Below are 14,030 nucleotides of genomic sequence, written 5' to 3' on the forward strand. Positions count from 1 at the left end.
TAACAAAAACGGACAAGATAATGACGGTAATCGATCACGATGCAGTTGGCGACGAGAGAGGCATCAGCCTTTCTGAAGCCAGTGCGCGCGATTTCTTCGAGCTTCTGAAGCCGCGGGTGATGTCGCTTGTGGTCTTTACGGCGCTTGTCGGGCTGGTCGTGGCGCCGGGTAACATCAATCCCGTCCTGGCCGCGATCTCCGTCCTGTGCATCGCCGTCGGCGCTGGAGCGTCCGGGGCACTGAACATGTGGTATGACGCCGATATCGATGCCGTCATGTCGCGTACGGCGAAGCGCCCGATCCCGTCAGGACGGATCGAGCCGCGCGAGGCGCTGGCCTTCGGCCTCACGCTCTCCGTCTTTTCCGTAGCGATCCTCGGGCTCGCCGTGAACTGGGCCGCTGCCTCGCTGCTGGCCTTCACCATCTTCTTCTATGCCGTCGTCTACACGATGTGGCTCAAGCGCTCGACGCCGCAGAACATAGTCATCGGCGGAGCCTCGGGGGCATTTCCGCCGATGATCGGCTGGGCCTGCGTCACCGGGAGCGTCTCGCTCGACAGCATCCTGCTTTTCCTCATCATCTTCCTGTGGACGCCTGCGCATTTCTGGGCTCTGGCGCTGTTCAAGATGCGCGACTACGGCTCGGTCGGCATTCCCATGATGCCGAACGTCGCCGGTGAGCGCTCCACGAAGAACCAGATCGTCGCCTATGCCGTCCTGACTGCGGCCGTCGCCGTCGCGCCCTATTTCACGGGGCTGGCGAGCCTCGGCTATGGCCTGTTCGCAGCGGTGCTTGGCGCTGTCTTCATCTACTGTTCCATCGCCGTCTGGCGCATGCCGGATGGCGACCAGAAGATGATCGCGGCAAAGAAGATGTTTGCCTACTCGGTCTTCTACCTCTTCGCGATCTTCTCCGCCCTGCTAGCAGACTATTTCGCAGCCGGGCTGGCCAATCTGGCGGGAGGGATACAATGATCGACACCATAAAGGTGACCGACAAGCAGAAGAAGTCGCGGCGCAATCGCAACATTGCACTTGGGCTGGTTCTCGCGGGGCTGGTCGGTCTCTTCTACGTCATCACCATCGTCAAGATCGGCGGCATCGGCGGTTGAGGAGCGGAACATGACGCAGGTTAAGGCATCACAGGACAGACGGGTCGGTAACGGCACGATCATGGCGATGTGCTTCGTCTTCGTCGGCGGCATGATCGGCATGGCCTATGCGGCGGTGCCCCTCTACCAGCTGTTCTGCCAGGTGACCGGTTACAATGGCACGACCCAGCGGGCGGAGCAGTATTCCGACGTCATTCTGGATCAAACGCTCCCTGTAACCTTCGACGCCAACACGTCGAACGGCCTGAACTGGGATTTCAAGGCGGCGAAGCGCATCGAGCCGAAGATCGGCGAAACCGTCCAGGTGACATTTACCGCGACGAACAGGTCGAGCGAACCCACCACCGGTACCGCAGTCTTCAACGTCACGCCGATGGAGGCGGGGGCCTACTTCAACAAGGTCGAGTGCTTCTGCTTCACGGAGACGACGCTCCAGCCGGGCGAGAGCCTGGAAATGCCGGTAGTGTTCTTCGTTGATCCGGAGATCACCAAGGCCGAGGAAACAAAGAACATCAAGACGATCACGCTGTCTTACACCTTCTACCCCTCGCAGCCGTCCAAGCCTGTTGCGGCGGTTCAGGAAAAGGGCAAGCCGGTCAATGGGCAACTTTGAGAGGATTCGCCGGTTTTCCGGCGAGCATGCAATGATCCGGGGATTCTGACATGGCCGACGCGCATCAGAAACATCACGACTACCACATCATCGACCCGAGCCCCTGGCCGCTTATCGCGTCCATCGGCGCCTTTATCATCACCTTTGGCGGTGTCGGCTACATGCGTTACCTGAACGGTGGCGAGTTCAACATGCTCGGCATCAACTGGGCGTCGCCGTGGCTGTTCTACATTGGTCTCGCGATCATTCTCTACACCATGGTTGGCTGGTGGAGCGACACCATCAAGGAAGGTCGCGAGGGCAACCACACGCGGGTCGTCTCCCTGCATCTCCGCTACGGCATGATCATGTTCATCGCCTCCGAAGTCATGTTCTTCGTGGCGTGGTTCTGGGCCTTCTTCGATGCGAGCCTTTTCGCCAACGAAGCGATTCAGGCTTCGCGCGTGGAGTTCACGGGTGGACAGTGGCCGCCGGCCGGCGTCGAGGTTCTCGACCCGTGGCACCTGCCGCTCTACAACACCGTCATCTTGCTTCTCTCCGGTACTTGCGTGACTTGGGCCCACCACGCCCTGCTGCACAATGACCGCAAGGGGCTCGTGAACGGTCTCGCACTCACCGTCGCGCTTGGGCTGTTGTTCTCCTTCGTGCAGGCCTACGAATACGCAACCGCTCCGTTCGACTTCTCCAACTCGATCTATGGCGCGACCTTCTTCATGGCGACGGGCTTCCACGGCTTCCACGTCCTGATCGGCACGATCTTCCTGATCGTCTGCCTCATCCGTGCCATGCGTGGCGGGTTCACCCCGCAGCAGCACTTCGGCTTCGAGGCGGCGGCATGGTACTGGCACTTCGTCGACGTGGTGTGGCTGTTCCTCTTCTTCTCCATCTACATCTGGGGTGGTTGGGGCGCTCCGCTCGCCCATTGATCGGGCGGGTCCAGAAGACCACATGGTATCGAGGGGGCGGCGCAAGCCGCCCTTCTGCTTTCGAGGACTGACGAGCGGCATGAACGGATGAACCACAACACGCAACTCCACCCTACGAGCCGGCTCAGGTCGGTCGCGACATCGATCCTCGTTCTGCTCGCTCTTGCCATCCTTCTCTCACTTGGCACGTGGCAGGCGCAGCGTCTGGTCTGGAAGGAGCAGTTGCTCGCAGACATTGCGGAGCGTCATGCCGCGCCGCCGTTGGATGTCACGGAGATCGAGGCGCTGCTGGCCCGGGGCGAGGATATCGAATACCGCGCCATGACGGCGACGGGCGTTTTCGATCACGGCCGGGAACGGCACTTCTTCGCTACCCATGAAGGACGTACCGGCTTCTACGTCTACACGCCGCTGACAGTCGCGGATGGCCGAAGGCTCTTCGTCAACCGCGGCTTCGTGCCGTATGATCTGAAAGATCCAGCTCTGCGCCCGCAGGGCCAGGTTGAAGGAGAGGTGACGGTGAGCGGTTACGCCCGCTCCGAGCTACTGGAGAAGCCTTCGGCCATTGTTCCGGATAACGACATTGCCAAGAACCTCTTCTACTGGAAGGATCTCGACGGGATGGCCTCGTCAACCGGTCTCGACCGACGGGAGGTCCTCCCCTTCTTCATGGATGCCGATGCGGCATCGACAAATCCCGGTGGGTGGCCGCAGGGAGGCGTGACGCAGTTTTCGCTGCCCAACAATCATCTGCAATATGCGGTGACCTGGTACGGACTTGCAGCGGCGCTGGTCGCGGTTGTCGCGGGCGTCTGGTGGCGGCGCCGCCGGGGCGTGAACGACACCTGACGAAGTTTTGCTTGGCGGTCCGCGAAGGGCTCGCCTATATGAACGGCAACATCCAATTCCCAGCCAGCGGATCGCATGACCATCCTTACCGAACAACACCTGGCCAAGCCGCCTCTGACGATCCGTCTCTGCGGCCCTCGCGGGTTCTGCGCCGGCGTCGATCGTGCCATCCAGATCGTCGTTCTTGCCCTCAAGGCCTATGGCGCCCCCGTCTACGTCCGGCACGAGATCGTCCACAACCGCTATGTGGTCGAAGGGCTCGAAGCCAAGGGCGCGGTCTTCGTCGAGGAGCTTGACGAGATACCGCCGGAGCATCGCAACCAGCCGGTGGTCTTTTCCGCGCACGGGGTTCCAAAATCGGTACCGGCCGATGCGGAGGCCCGAAACCTCTTCTATCTTGATGCTACCTGCCCCCTCGTATCCAAGGTCCACAAGCAGGCGATGCGCCACCAGCGCCTCGGGCGGCATGTCATCCTGATCGGCCATGCGGGCCATCCGGAGGTGATCGGCACCATGGGGCAGCTTCCGGAAGGCAGCGTCTCCCTGGTCGAGACGGTGGAGGATGCCGAAGTCTATCTGCCGGAAGATCCGGACAATCTCGGCTTTGTGACGCAGACGACGCTTTCCGTCGACGATACCGCCGGCGTGATTGCCAAGCTGCAGGAGCGGTTTCCCAATCTGCAGGCTCCGGCTGCCGACTCCATCTGCTATGCCACTACCAATCGCCAGGATGCCGTCAAGGAAGCAGCTCCCGGCTGTGACCTGTTCATCGTCGTCGGCGCCCCGAATTCCTCGAACTCCAAGCGCCTTGTCGAGGTGGCACTGAGGGCAGGCGCCCAGCGCTCGCTGCTGGTGCAGCGCGCCTCGGAACTGGACTGGGACGAGATCGGTCCGATATCGACCCTCGGCATATCGGCCGGCGCGTCTGCTCCGGAAGTCATCGTGGATGAGATCATCGAGGCCTTCCGTGCCCGGTATGACGCGACCGTCGAACTCGCCATCACCGCCGAGGAGACGGAAAACTTCCTCGTCAATCGCGAGTTGCGCGGCGTGCCGCTCACGCGAGAGGATATGGCCTTCGTGAACGGGTGACTTTTCGGCTGCTGGCGCGATAGTGTAGCGCCGATTCCCGGGGCGCCTCTGCGCCTCGCCGTTCATTGCGAGACACAGCCTTGGCCGTTTATACAGACATCACCGAAGACGACCTCAGAGATTTCCTGACCCAGTACAACGTCGGTGACCTTACCTCCTACAAGGGCATTGCCGAGGGCGTCGAGAATTCGAACTTCCTGCTGCACACGACGCGAGAACCGCTCATCCTCACGCTCTACGAGAAACGGGTAGAGAAGGCAGACCTGCCGTTCTTCCTCGGCCTGATGCAGCATCTGGCCGATCGCGGTCTCTCCTGTCCGCTGCCTCTGCCGCGCCGCGACGGTGCATTGCTCGGGGAGCTTTCAGGACGACCAGCGGCGCTGATCTCCTTCCTTGAGGGCATGTGGCTGAGGAAGCCGGAGGCGAAGCATTGCCGCGAAGTCGGCCGCGCCCTGGCGCAGATGCATCTTGCCGGGGAGGGCTTCCAGCTCACACGCCCCAACGCCCTGTCGCTGGAGGGCTGGAAGACCCTCTGGGAGAAATCCGGCGACCGTGCCGACGAAGTCGAGGCGGGACTGGAGGAGGAGATCGGGTCAGAACTCGCCTATCTCGATTCATCCTGGCCCCGCGACCTGCCGTTCGGTGTCATCCACGCTGATCTCTTTCAGGACAATGTCTTCTTCCTCGGAGACCAGTTGTCCGGCCTGATCGATTTCTATTTCGCTTGCAACGATATGCTCGCCTATGACGTCGCCATCTGCCTGAATGCCTGGGGCTTTGAGAAGGACGGCTCCTACAATCTCACGAAGGGCATGGCGCTCCTGGAAGGTTATGACGCCGTCCGCCCGCTTTCGAGGCAGGAGAGGGATGCGCTGCCCGTCCTCTGCCGGGGATCCGCGCTGCGCTTCTTCCTCACCAGGCTCTATGACTGGCTGACCACGCCCGAAGGAGCGCTTGTCGTGAAGAAGGATCCGCTCGAATACCTGAGGAAGTTGCGCTTCCATCGGTCGATTGCCTCGAGCGTCGAGTATGGCCTGCCGGCGGAAGCGGTCTGATGAAGCATGTCGAGATATTCACGGACGGTGCATGCTCCGGCAATCCCGGCCCCGGTGGATGGGGCGCGATCCTCCGCTACGGCGAGACGGAGAAGGAGATGTCCGGCGGCGAGGCGCAGACGACCAACAACCGTATGGAACTGATGGCGGCTATCCAAGCGCTCAATGCCCTCAAGACCCCCTGCGAGGTCGATCTCTATACCGACAGCGCCTATGTGAAGGACGGCATCTCCAAGTGGATCTTCGGCTGGAAGAAGAACGGCTGGAAGACCGCCGACAAGAAGCCGGTCAAGAACGCCGAGCTTTGGCAGCAGCTGGAAGAAGCGCGCAACAAGCACAAGGTGACGCTGCACTGGATCAAGGGCCATGCCGGACATCCGGAAAACGAACGCGCCGACGAACTGGCGCGGCTCGGGATGGCGCCGTTCAAGAAACGCTGATCAAGTTTCGGCTGCTCTTCCTGCCCTTACCCCGCAAGCTTCATCCGGAGCGAGGCAGCCTACATCCACTGCCGAGTTCGGGGTTGCCCCACGCTCGGCGATACCTATTGTGCTCCACCGGACCATCGGGAGGTTGGAATGATCCTTCATTGTGTATTTTTGAGATTCAAGTCGGCCGTCCAGGCACAAGAGAAGCAGGAGATCTACGACTCCATCAGCGCGCTCGTTGGCGCGGTACCCGGGATGATCGAGGTGAAAAACGGACCGAACGTCTCGCCCGAAGGATTGAACAGCGGTTTCCGCGACGGGTTCATCGTCCGCTTCGAGGACGCCGAGTCCAGGGATGCCTATCTGGTGCATCCGGACCACGTCGCCGTAGGTGATCGTATCGTCTCGCTGACGGATGGAGGACTTGCCGGCCTCATGGTCTTCGACATGGACGTATGAAAAAAGGGAGCCGTTCGGCTCCCTTTTTACGATGGGATGGTCGAGAGCTTATAACTGCTCGATCATCGCCGCGGCGCCCGACACGGTGGCCTGGCCGGGGGAATCTTCGACATTGAGGGATTTTACGACTCCATCCTCGACCAGCATGGAGTAACGCTTCGAGCGTACACCGAGGCCGCCGGCAGACAGATCCACATCGAGGCCAAGCGCCTTGGTAAAAGCGCCGTCCCAGTCGGACAGGTAGTGGATCTTGCCCATCCCGCCCGAAGATTGTGCCCAGGCACCCATTACGTGCCAGTCGTTGACCGCAACGACGGCGATATCATCGACGCCGCGCGACAGGATGGTGTCTCGATTTTCCAGATAGCCGGGCAGGTGGTTGAGCGAGCAGGTGGGCGTAAAGGCGCCGGGCACGGCAAAGAGGACGACGCGCTTGCCCTTGAACAACTGCTCCGTCGTGATTTCCACGGGGCCGTCGGCCGTCTTTTCCTTGAAGGTTGCGGAAGGCAGCTTTTCGCCGATGGCAATGGTCATGGGAGTCTCCTCATCGATGGGCGCCCCAGCGCCGTCATCGGCACTATAGGTATGCTTCAGTTGAAGACAAGCGAGCTTTCCATTGCCCGGTCACCGGCAATTACCAGCACCCCCCAGGTCTTGCCTTTGACGTCATAGCCATGCGGCAGCTTGTCGATCGGGATGTCCAGGCTGTAGTCGCGGCCGGTCACCTCCCCCTTGCCGCTGTCGAAGAAGGCATGGCCTTCCGGCCCGGTTACGATCACCTGAGGCGCCTCGGCTGTCTCGGCAGGCAGTCGCACCTGAAGCTTCAGTAGATCCTCGTCCGAAAGGGCGTGATGGATCACCTTGAACTCGTCCGAGGCGGGCTCCGGTAGGCGTGTTTCGGCGGAGGCGAGCAGCATGGCTTCCTCCATCGATGGCCCCGTATCCGCAAGCTCGAGGGCAAAATCGGCCTGGAAGGGAATGCAGATGTTGCGGCACAGCCCAACGAAGGCCGAAACGCCCACCTTGACCGGCTTGCTAGTGTCTTCCACCTTGAGTTCGAAAGGTAGCGTCACTGGGTGATCGTAACCGATATCGCGAAGGTCGCCGCTGTCGATGCGCTTCGGCACCGGATATTCCATTTTCTTCAATTCGACCGCCGCTTCTTCGGGGAAGCTCAGCTGCGGCGGGATGCCGGCGTCGCCAGGCTCCCTCCAGTAGGTCATCCAGCCTGGGTTCGGTTCGATCTGCAGCGCGCCGCGGATCGTGCCATCGCTTGCAGGAGGCAGGGCGACAAGCCGCATCCGGCCGCCCTCATTGGTGGCCCAGGGTGTTGTCTCGGAAAAGGCAGGCGCTCCGAGGCCGACTGCGATTGCCACGCCCAGAGCCACGCTTGTGGCCCGGCTGCTCGCGAAACTGTGTCTGACGGCGCCTGTTCTCATGGAAGCAATGCTCTACCTCAGCCTTCAGTATCAGGCCAGTCACCAGATTGGCGGCGCCGATCATTTTCGGTTGATTGAGCCAAGGCGCTGCCCCATCTTCAAGAGGTCAGGCTCGCTTCGGCACGGTGGGTTGAACGCGGCAAAGGAGGTCCAGATGGTCGAGACAAGTCTCCGGGATGCGGGCGAACCAGGCTTTCTGGATGGCCAGTTCCTGATCGCCATGCCTGGACTGCAGGACGGCAACTTCGTGAGGTCGGTGATCTACATATGTGCCCATTCCCCCGCCGGCGCGATGGGATTCATCATCAACCGCGCACAACCTGTGTCCTTCGTTGACCTCCTGCTTCATCTCGATCTGATGGAGGGGCGCGACATTCCCGGACTGCCTGAAACAATTCGTCGTTTCCCTGTGCTCATGGGTGGACCAGTCGAGACGGGGCGGGGTTTTGTCCTCCACTCCGACGACTATGAGAGCGAATCCAGCATTCCCGTCAACGACGATATCTCACTGACCGCGACGCTCGATATCGTGCGCGCGATCACTGAAGGACGGGGACCGAAGCGTGCTACCATGCTGCTCGGCTATGCGGGCTGGGGACCAGGCCAGCTCGAAGCGGAGCTTTCGAACAATGGATGGTTGAACTGCCCGGCGACCGAGGCATTGATTTTCGATACCGCGCTCGACACGAAATACGACCGGGCGCTGGCCTTGTTGGGCGTTACGCCCGAAGCCTTGTCGACAGACGTCGGCCACGCGTGATCCGTTTCGCGGAACGAAGCCCGGCCCGCCACGTTATCCTGACGAAGGCAATTGTGCCGTCGACAAGGAGAACAAGACATGGGTAGCACCAGCGACAAGATGGCAGGCAAGGCTAACGAAATGGCCGGCAAGGCGCGGCAGGCTGCCGGCGACGCGATGGACGACCGTGAAATGGAAGCCAAGGGCGCCGCACAGGAAGCCAAGGGCCACGGCCAACAGGCCAAGGGCGAACTGAAGGAAGGCGTCAAGAACGTCGTAGACCGGACCTAATCGCCCAAGGACACCAAGCCCAAAAGCTCCGCACACCTAAAGGCGCGGGGCTTTTTTCGTGCCTGAAATTCCCCTATCCTACGCGCGCTTCGTCAGCGGGAATCGCTCCCTGAGAAGCCGCAGCGTTGCTTCGCTGCTGGTCGGGGGCCCGAACAGGAAGCTCTGGCCAAACTGGCAGCCCATCTTCGCAAGTTCGGCTGCATCCTCGTCGGTCTCGATGCCTTCTGCGACGACGGCCATCTCCAAAGCACGCGCCATCGCTATGACGGACCGAAGCAGTACAGCCCGCTTCTCCCGGACATCACGAACGAGCGCCTTGTCCACCTTGATCGTGTCGAACGGGAACTGCGTCAGATAGGCGAGCGATGAATAGCCGGTCCCGAAATCGTCAAGTGCAAGCCCTATCCCGAGCTCCTTCAGCTTCGTCAGGACGAGCCGCGCCTGTTCCGGATTCTCCATCATCACGGACTCGGTCAGCTCCAACTTGAGCTGGCGCGGGTCGCATTCGCTCTTTGCCAGCAAGGCCCGTACGTCGTTGTAGAGGCCGTTGTTCAACACCTGGGCGCTGGAAAGATTGACCGCGACGAAGATCGGAAGGTCGCCCGTCTGGCGCTGCCAGCCGATCAGGTCACTCGAAGCCCGTTCGAGGGCAAACATGCCCAGCGGCTCGATAAGGTCAGAGCTTTCGGCGATCGGAATGAACTCGGATGGCGGAATGCTGCCCTTGCGCGGGTGGTCCCAGCGCAGCAGCGCTTCAAAACCGGCAACCTCGCCATCACTCAGCCGGATGACCGGCTGGTAGGCGAGCGACAGTTCCTTCCGCTCGATGGCGCGACGAAGATCCGTCTCGATTTGCAGTCGGTCCGTCCCCGAGGAGCGGAAGATCGGCCGGAAGGGCTCCACCCGGTTGCCGCCGCCGCGCTTGGCCCGATACATGGCGAGCTCGGCATTGCTGAGCAGTTCACTGCCGCTTTCCTGCTGGTCTACCCAGGACGCCAGCCCGATAGAGGCCGTCAGGATAATCTCGCGATTGGCGAAATTGATAGGCACCATAATCGCCTTGGAAATCGCGTCGGCGAAATCGGCCACCTTCACGGGATCCTGCTCGGAGACCAGGATCAGTCCGAATTGATCGCCGGCAAGCCTGGCCAGCGTATCCTGCGGGCGCAGGAGGCGGCGGAGGCGGCGCGTCAGTGCGATCAGGATGTTGTCCCCCGCGGCGATACCCAGCGCATCGTTGACCTGCTTGTAGCGGTCGATGTCGATCGCCATCACCGTCGGCCGAACGCTGTCGCTGCTCGAAGCGAGCGTCAGCACGGCCTGCAGCCGGTCGAGGAAGACCTGACGGTTCGGAAGGCCGGTCAGGTTATCATGCATGGCATCCTGCAGCAGCCGTTCGACCGAGTTCCTCTGTTCCGTGATGTCGATTATGGTGCCGACGCAACGGATGATCTCGCCGTCGGAGCCGAGGACAGGGCGCGCGCGGATCTGCATCCAGTGAAAGTGCCCGTCCTCCGCACGCAGCCGGAATTCGTGGGCCAGTCTGCCACGGCGGTGTTCCAGCAGGACGTCGAGCGTGGCCTTAAAACGATCGCGGTCGTCGGGGTGAAGCCGGGGCAGCCAGTTGCGAACCGGTCCATGCATCAGTCCGGCGGGCAGCCCGAGCTTGAGCGAGACATCCGGGATCGTCACCACCCGGTCGCGTGCGACATCCCAATCCCATACGGTGTCGCCGGAGCCGGTCAGCGCCAGCGATTGGCGCTCCAGATCCGAGAACAGGCCCTGTTGATAGGCACCGCCTGCAAAGGCGTGCTGCATGACGGTGAAGCCGATGAGAAGCACGATGAGGACCAGCCCTCCACCGAGTGCCGGCTGGATGATGTCGTTGTCGAGCTGGCCGGTGACGGTCAGCCAGGCGCCGAACAGCCAGACAAGGGTGAGTGCCCAGGTGGGGACGAGCAGGATCGCCCGGTCGTAGCGGTTGAGACCGAGGTAGACGATCAGCAGTATCCCGGCCGTCGCCGTCAGTGCGAATGACAGGCGCGCAATTCCTGACGCGACGGAAGGGTCGTATATGGCGACACCAAAGAGGAGGGCGAGGCAGAAGACCCAGGCCAGCGTCGCGTAGCCGAGATTGACGTGCCAGCGATTGAGATTGAGGTAGGTAAATAGAAAGATAACCAGGCTGGAGGCGAGGGCGACCTCGGCACAGGCCCGCCATACGCGCTGGTCGCTGGCCGTGATGCTGATCAACTGGTCCAGGAAGCCGAAGTCGACGCAGATATAGGCAAGCACTGCCCAGGCGAGAGCCGCTGCCGCCGGCAGCATGGATGTGCCCTTGACGACGAAGAGAATGGTCAGGAACACTGCGAGCAGTCCGGCGATGCCCAGCACGATGCCGCGATAGAGCGTGAAGGCGTTGACCGTGTCCTTGTAGGCGGACGGCTCCCAAAGATAGAGCTGCGGCAGGGAAGGGGTCGAAAGCTCGGCGACGAAGGTGATGACGGACCCGGGGTTGAGCGTGATCCGGAAGACGTCCGCATCGGGGCTGGGTTCGCGGTCAAGAGCGAAGCCCTCGCTCGGGGTGATGGCCATGATGCGTTGCGAGCCGAGGTCGGGCCAGAACATCTTCGAACCGACCAGACGGAAATGCGGCGCCACGATCACCCGTTCGAGCTGCTCCTCGGACACGTTGGCCAGGGCGAAAACCGCCCAGTCCCCCTGGTGGGTTGGTGAGCTGGAGCGGACCTCGATGCGGCGGCGGATGCCATCGGCACCAGCTGCCGTGGAGACCTGGAAGGCCTCTCCCTGATTGGTATAGATGTCCGTCATCTCGGTGAGATCGAGAGCAGTATCGTCCCGGGAGATCTTCACCGGTTCGGCGGCGTGGACATCGGATGCGAAGGGGGCGGCGCTCGTTACGAATGCAGCGAGAAGGAACAGCATCACGCGCGAGGAAAGCCTGGTCAGACTGCGGACATTCATGGCCGCGTCATCTTCCGGAATTCACCATCTTCCGGCAGTCGGGAGAACATCACGTGATCGCGCCATTCCCCGTTGATCTTCAGATATTTTCGCAAAAGACCTTCTCGCTCGAATCCGGCTTTGTCCAGCAACCGGACACTCTTCCAGTTTTCCGGAATACAGGCTGCTTCAATCCGGTGCAACTGAAGTTGCCCGTAGATGTAGGGGATGGCGATTTTAAGGGCGGCGAGCATGTGCCCCTGGCCCGCATGGCGCTCACCCATCCAGTAGCCGATCATGCAGCTCTGGGCGGCCCCGCGCCGGATATAGCCGATGGTGAGTCCCCCGAGCAGCGTCAGGTCGGGTCGACTGAAGAGCAGCAGTGGGATCGCATAGCCCGCCCGATATTCCTCGCTGCCGCGCTTCACCCGTGCCCGGAACGAGGCTTCCGACAATTCGTCTTCCCGCCAGGTCGGCTCCCAGGGCTGAAGAAAACCGCGGCTTTCCGCTCGCAGTTCCGACCATTGCGTGAAATCACGATTTTGCGGAAGGCGAAGCAGATGGCCTTCGCCATACAGAAGCGGGCCCTGCGGCTGTCGTGACAAAAACCGAAAGATCGATCCCGTCATGTCCACTCCAGATGGTCGTCGGGCGGCGAGCGCGCGGTCTGTGATGGACGCTGCCGAGGCTTCGGCCGCGTTGGTTTGAAGCTGAGAACGGGCTAAGGTCCGTTCAGCAGCGGTGCTCAGCCGGCGGCTCGCTCCCCCGCCTTCGCGGAGGGGGCAAGACTGACGGAAATCTCCTCCATCGAAGCAAGCTTGTCGATCGGACCGACGGCAGAAAGCGTGGGCTTGGTGTCGAAGAACAGTCTCCCGGAAAGATCTGTCAGCCGCTGCGTGGTGATCCCCTGGAGCCGTTCCATCATCTCATGGTTGGGGATCGGCCGGCCGTAGAGGATCATCTGGCGGGCGATCTGTCCGGCGCGCGCGGCGGGGCTTTCCTGTCCCATCAGCAGCTGCGCACGAATCTGCGCCCGCGCCCGGTTGATCTCCTGCTCATGGATCGTATCGGAGGCCTTGCGCAGTTCCTCAATGATGACCGGCAGCAATTGCGGAATGTCCTCGCCCCCTGTCGCGGCATGGATCCCGAAGATGCCGGTATCGGAAAAGCCCCAATGGAAAGAGTAGACCGAGTAGCAGAGGCCGCGGTGCTCGCGCACCTCCTGGAAGAGGCGCGATGACATGCCGCCGCCGAGGATGTTGGCGAGGATCTGCGAGCAGTAGAAGTCCCGCATGTGGTAGGCCTTGCCCTCGAAGCCGATGAGAAGCTGCGCATCCATCAGGTCGCGCACTTCCCGCATCTCGCCGCCGGTATAGCGGGCAGTCTCGAGAACAGGCGGGGCACTGGGCGTCAGCGGCAGACCTGCAAACCGCTCCTCGACCTGCTTGCAGAACTGGTCGTGGTCGACCGCGCCTGCCGCCACGACGAACATGCGGTCGGTGGTGTAGTTGCGTGCAAGATAGTTGCGGATCTGCGCCGGCGTGAAGCTCTTCACCGTCTCGGGCGTGCCCAGGATAGGCCGTCCTATCGTCTGGTCGCGATAGGCGATTTCGGAGAACTTGTCGAACACGACATCGTCGGGCGTATCGTTCGCAGCACCGATCTCCTGCAGGATGACGTGCTTTTCGCGCCGCAACTCCTCCTCGTCGAACAGGGACTCTGTCAGGATGTCTGCCAGGAGGTCTACCGCCAGCGGCACATGGTCCTTGAGCACGCGCGCATAGTAGGAGGTCGTCTCCGTGGAGGTCGCAGCATTCAGCTCCCCGCCGACATTTTCGATCTCTTCGGCGATGTCGCGGGCGCTGCGCCTTGCGGTGCCCTTGAAGGCCATGTGCTCGAGGAGATGGGCAATCCCGTGTTCGTCTTCAGTCTCGTTGCGAGAGCCGGACTTGATCCACACGCCGAGGGCGACGCTCTCCAGATGGGGCATTGCCTCGGTTACAACCGTCAACCCGGAAGAAAGCCGGGTTACCTGTACATTCATCGTTTGTCTTTCTGGCGCTG

General features: G+C 61.7%; 16 protein-coding genes. 11 read left to right on the forward strand and 5 right to left on the reverse strand.

What is annotated here, in order from left to right; all coding sequences use genetic code 11:
* The first annotated feature begins 20 nt into the window (after nt 1-20).
* From NT26_RS02495 to NT26_RS02535, 9 genes are all read left to right on the forward strand, one after another.
* Nucleotides 21-974 (forward strand): heme o synthase, encoded by a 954-nt coding sequence (locus NT26_RS02495; protein WP_052637211.1) that lies wholly within the window; start codon nt 21-23, stop codon nt 972-974.
* A complete protein-coding gene (locus NT26_RS22930) occupies nt 971-1,111 on the forward strand; it encodes a hypothetical protein (RefSeq protein ID WP_162197768.1) in 141 nt (46 codons plus the stop codon). Before NT26_RS02495 ends, NT26_RS22930 begins: the two co-directional genes overlap by 4 nt.
* Nucleotides 1,112-1,121: 10 nt before the next feature.
* A complete protein-coding gene (locus NT26_RS02505) occupies nt 1,122-1,724 on the forward strand; it encodes a cytochrome c oxidase assembly protein (RefSeq protein WP_052637212.1) in 603 nt (200 codons plus the stop codon).
* Between the two features lie 50 nt (nt 1,725-1,774).
* Complete coding sequence (locus tag NT26_RS02510; protein ID WP_052637213.1) at nt 1,775-2,650, forward strand: cytochrome c oxidase subunit 3; 876 nt, start codon at nt 1,775-1,777, stop codon at nt 2,648-2,650.
* A gap of 87 nt (nt 2,651-2,737) precedes the next feature.
* Nucleotides 2,738-3,499 carry an SURF1 family protein gene (locus NT26_RS02515; RefSeq protein ID WP_052637214.1) on the forward strand — a complete coding sequence of 254 codons (762 nt, stop codon included), beginning with the start codon at nt 2,738-2,740 and terminating at the stop codon, nt 3,497-3,499.
* Between the two features lie 75 nt (nt 3,500-3,574).
* The gene (gene ispH, locus NT26_RS02520) at nt 3,575-4,591 is read left to right on the forward strand and encodes a 4-hydroxy-3-methylbut-2-enyl diphosphate reductase (RefSeq protein ID WP_052637215.1); all 1,017 of its coding nucleotides are present in this window, start codon (nt 3,575-3,577) and stop codon (nt 4,589-4,591) included.
* 80 nt (nt 4,592-4,671) lie between these two features.
* Complete coding sequence (locus tag NT26_RS02525) at nt 4,672-5,646, forward strand: homoserine kinase (protein ID WP_052637216.1); 975 nt, start codon at nt 4,672-4,674, stop codon at nt 5,644-5,646.
* Nucleotides 5,646-6,086, forward strand: coding sequence for a ribonuclease HI (rnhA, locus tag NT26_RS02530; protein WP_052637217.1), 441 nt, complete (start codon nt 5,646-5,648; stop codon nt 6,084-6,086). Before NT26_RS02525 ends, rnhA begins: the two co-directional genes overlap by 1 nt.
* 138 nt (nt 6,087-6,224) lie before the next feature.
* Nucleotides 6,225-6,533 (forward strand): Dabb family protein, encoded by a 309-nt coding sequence (locus NT26_RS02535; protein WP_052637218.1) that lies wholly within the window; start codon nt 6,225-6,227, stop codon nt 6,531-6,533.
* A 48-nt stretch (nt 6,534-6,581) separates the two neighbouring features.
* On the opposite strand, the gene NT26_RS02540 is transcribed toward NT26_RS02535, so the two are convergent.
* Complete coding sequence (locus tag NT26_RS02540; protein WP_052637219.1) at nt 6,582-7,067, reverse strand: peroxiredoxin; 486 nt, start codon at nt 7,065-7,067, stop codon at nt 6,582-6,584.
* A gap of 56 nt (nt 7,068-7,123) precedes the next feature.
* A complete protein-coding gene (locus NT26_RS02545) occupies nt 7,124-7,972 on the reverse strand; it encodes a protein-disulfide reductase DsbD domain-containing protein (protein ID WP_082077606.1) in 849 nt (282 codons plus the stop codon).
* A 154-nt stretch (nt 7,973-8,126) separates the two neighbouring features.
* Here NT26_RS02545 and NT26_RS02550 point away from each other — a divergent pair, with 154 nt between their 5' ends.
* Both NT26_RS02550 and NT26_RS02555 read left to right on the forward strand, forming a co-directional pair.
* The gene (locus NT26_RS02550) at nt 8,127-8,732 is read left to right on the forward strand and encodes a YqgE/AlgH family protein (protein WP_052641754.1); all 606 of its coding nucleotides are present in this window, start codon (nt 8,127-8,129) and stop codon (nt 8,730-8,732) included.
* A 78-nt stretch (nt 8,733-8,810) separates the two neighbouring features.
* Entirely contained in the window at nt 8,811-9,002 is a 192-nt protein-coding gene (locus tag NT26_RS02555) for a CsbD family protein (RefSeq protein WP_052637221.1), read from the forward strand.
* Nucleotides 9,003-9,080: 78 nt separating this feature from the next.
* Here NT26_RS02555 and NT26_RS02560 read toward each other — a convergent pair whose 3' ends face one another.
* The 3 genes from NT26_RS02560 to NT26_RS02570 all read right to left on the reverse strand — a co-directional run bounded on the left by NT26_RS02560 (nt 9,081) and on the right by NT26_RS02570 (nt 14,010).
* Complete coding sequence (locus NT26_RS02560; protein ID WP_082077607.1) at nt 9,081-11,987, reverse strand: EAL domain-containing protein; 2,907 nt, start codon at nt 11,985-11,987, stop codon at nt 9,081-9,083.
* Complete coding sequence (locus tag NT26_RS02565) at nt 11,984-12,595, reverse strand: GNAT family N-acetyltransferase (RefSeq protein WP_052637222.1); 612 nt, start codon at nt 12,593-12,595, stop codon at nt 11,984-11,986. Before NT26_RS02565 ends, NT26_RS02560 begins: the two co-directional genes overlap by 4 nt.
* A gap of 116 nt (nt 12,596-12,711) precedes the next feature.
* A complete protein-coding gene (locus tag NT26_RS02570) occupies nt 12,712-14,010 on the reverse strand; it encodes a M16 family metallopeptidase (RefSeq protein ID WP_052637223.1) in 1,299 nt (432 codons plus the stop codon).
* Between the last annotated feature and the right edge of the window lie 20 nt (nt 14,011-14,030).

Origin of the sequence: Pseudorhizobium banfieldiae (assembly GCF_000967425.1) — a bacterium.
In the GTDB taxonomy this organism is placed as follows: Bacteria; Pseudomonadota; Alphaproteobacteria; order Rhizobiales; family Rhizobiaceae; genus Neorhizobium; species Neorhizobium banfieldiae.

Coding starts and splice junctions, on each gene's coding strand:
- NT26_RS02495 (WP_052637211.1), top strand. CDS start 21: ATGACGGTAATCGATCACGATGCAGTTGGCGACGAGAGAGGCATCAGC.
- NT26_RS22930 (WP_162197768.1), top strand. CDS start 971: ATGATCGACACCATAAAGGTGACCGACAAGCAGAAGAAGTCGCGGCGC.
- NT26_RS02505 (WP_052637212.1), top strand. CDS start 1,122: ATGACGCAGGTTAAGGCATCACAGGACAGACGGGTCGGTAACGGCACG.
- NT26_RS02510 (WP_052637213.1), top strand. CDS start 1,775: ATGGCCGACGCGCATCAGAAACATCACGACTACCACATCATCGACCCG.
- NT26_RS02515 (WP_052637214.1), top strand. CDS start 2,738: ATGAACCACAACACGCAACTCCACCCTACGAGCCGGCTCAGGTCGGTC.
- ispH (WP_052637215.1), top strand. CDS start 3,575: ATGACCATCCTTACCGAACAACACCTGGCCAAGCCGCCTCTGACGATC.
- rnhA (WP_052637217.1), top strand. CDS start 5,646: ATGAAGCATGTCGAGATATTCACGGACGGTGCATGCTCCGGCAATCCC.
- NT26_RS02535 (WP_052637218.1), top strand. CDS start 6,225: ATGATCCTTCATTGTGTATTTTTGAGATTCAAGTCGGCCGTCCAGGCA.
- NT26_RS02540 (WP_052637219.1), bottom strand. CDS start 7,067: ATGACCATTGCCATCGGCGAAAAGCTGCCTTCCGCAACCTTCAAGGAA.
- NT26_RS02545 (WP_082077606.1), bottom strand. CDS start 7,972: ATGAGAACAGGCGCCGTCAGACACAGTTTCGCGAGCAGCCGGGCCACA.
- NT26_RS02550 (WP_052641754.1), top strand. CDS start 8,127: ATGGTCGAGACAAGTCTCCGGGATGCGGGCGAACCAGGCTTTCTGGAT.
- NT26_RS02555 (WP_052637221.1), top strand. CDS start 8,811: ATGGGTAGCACCAGCGACAAGATGGCAGGCAAGGCTAACGAAATGGCC.
- NT26_RS02560 (WP_082077607.1), bottom strand. CDS start 11,987: ATGAATGTCCGCAGTCTGACCAGGCTTTCCTCGCGCGTGATGCTGTTC.
- NT26_RS02565 (WP_052637222.1), bottom strand. CDS start 12,595: ATGACGGGATCGATCTTTCGGTTTTTGTCACGACAGCCGCAGGGCCCG.
- NT26_RS02570 (WP_052637223.1), bottom strand. CDS start 14,010: ATGAATGTACAGGTAACCCGGCTTTCTTCCGGGTTGACGGTTGTAACC.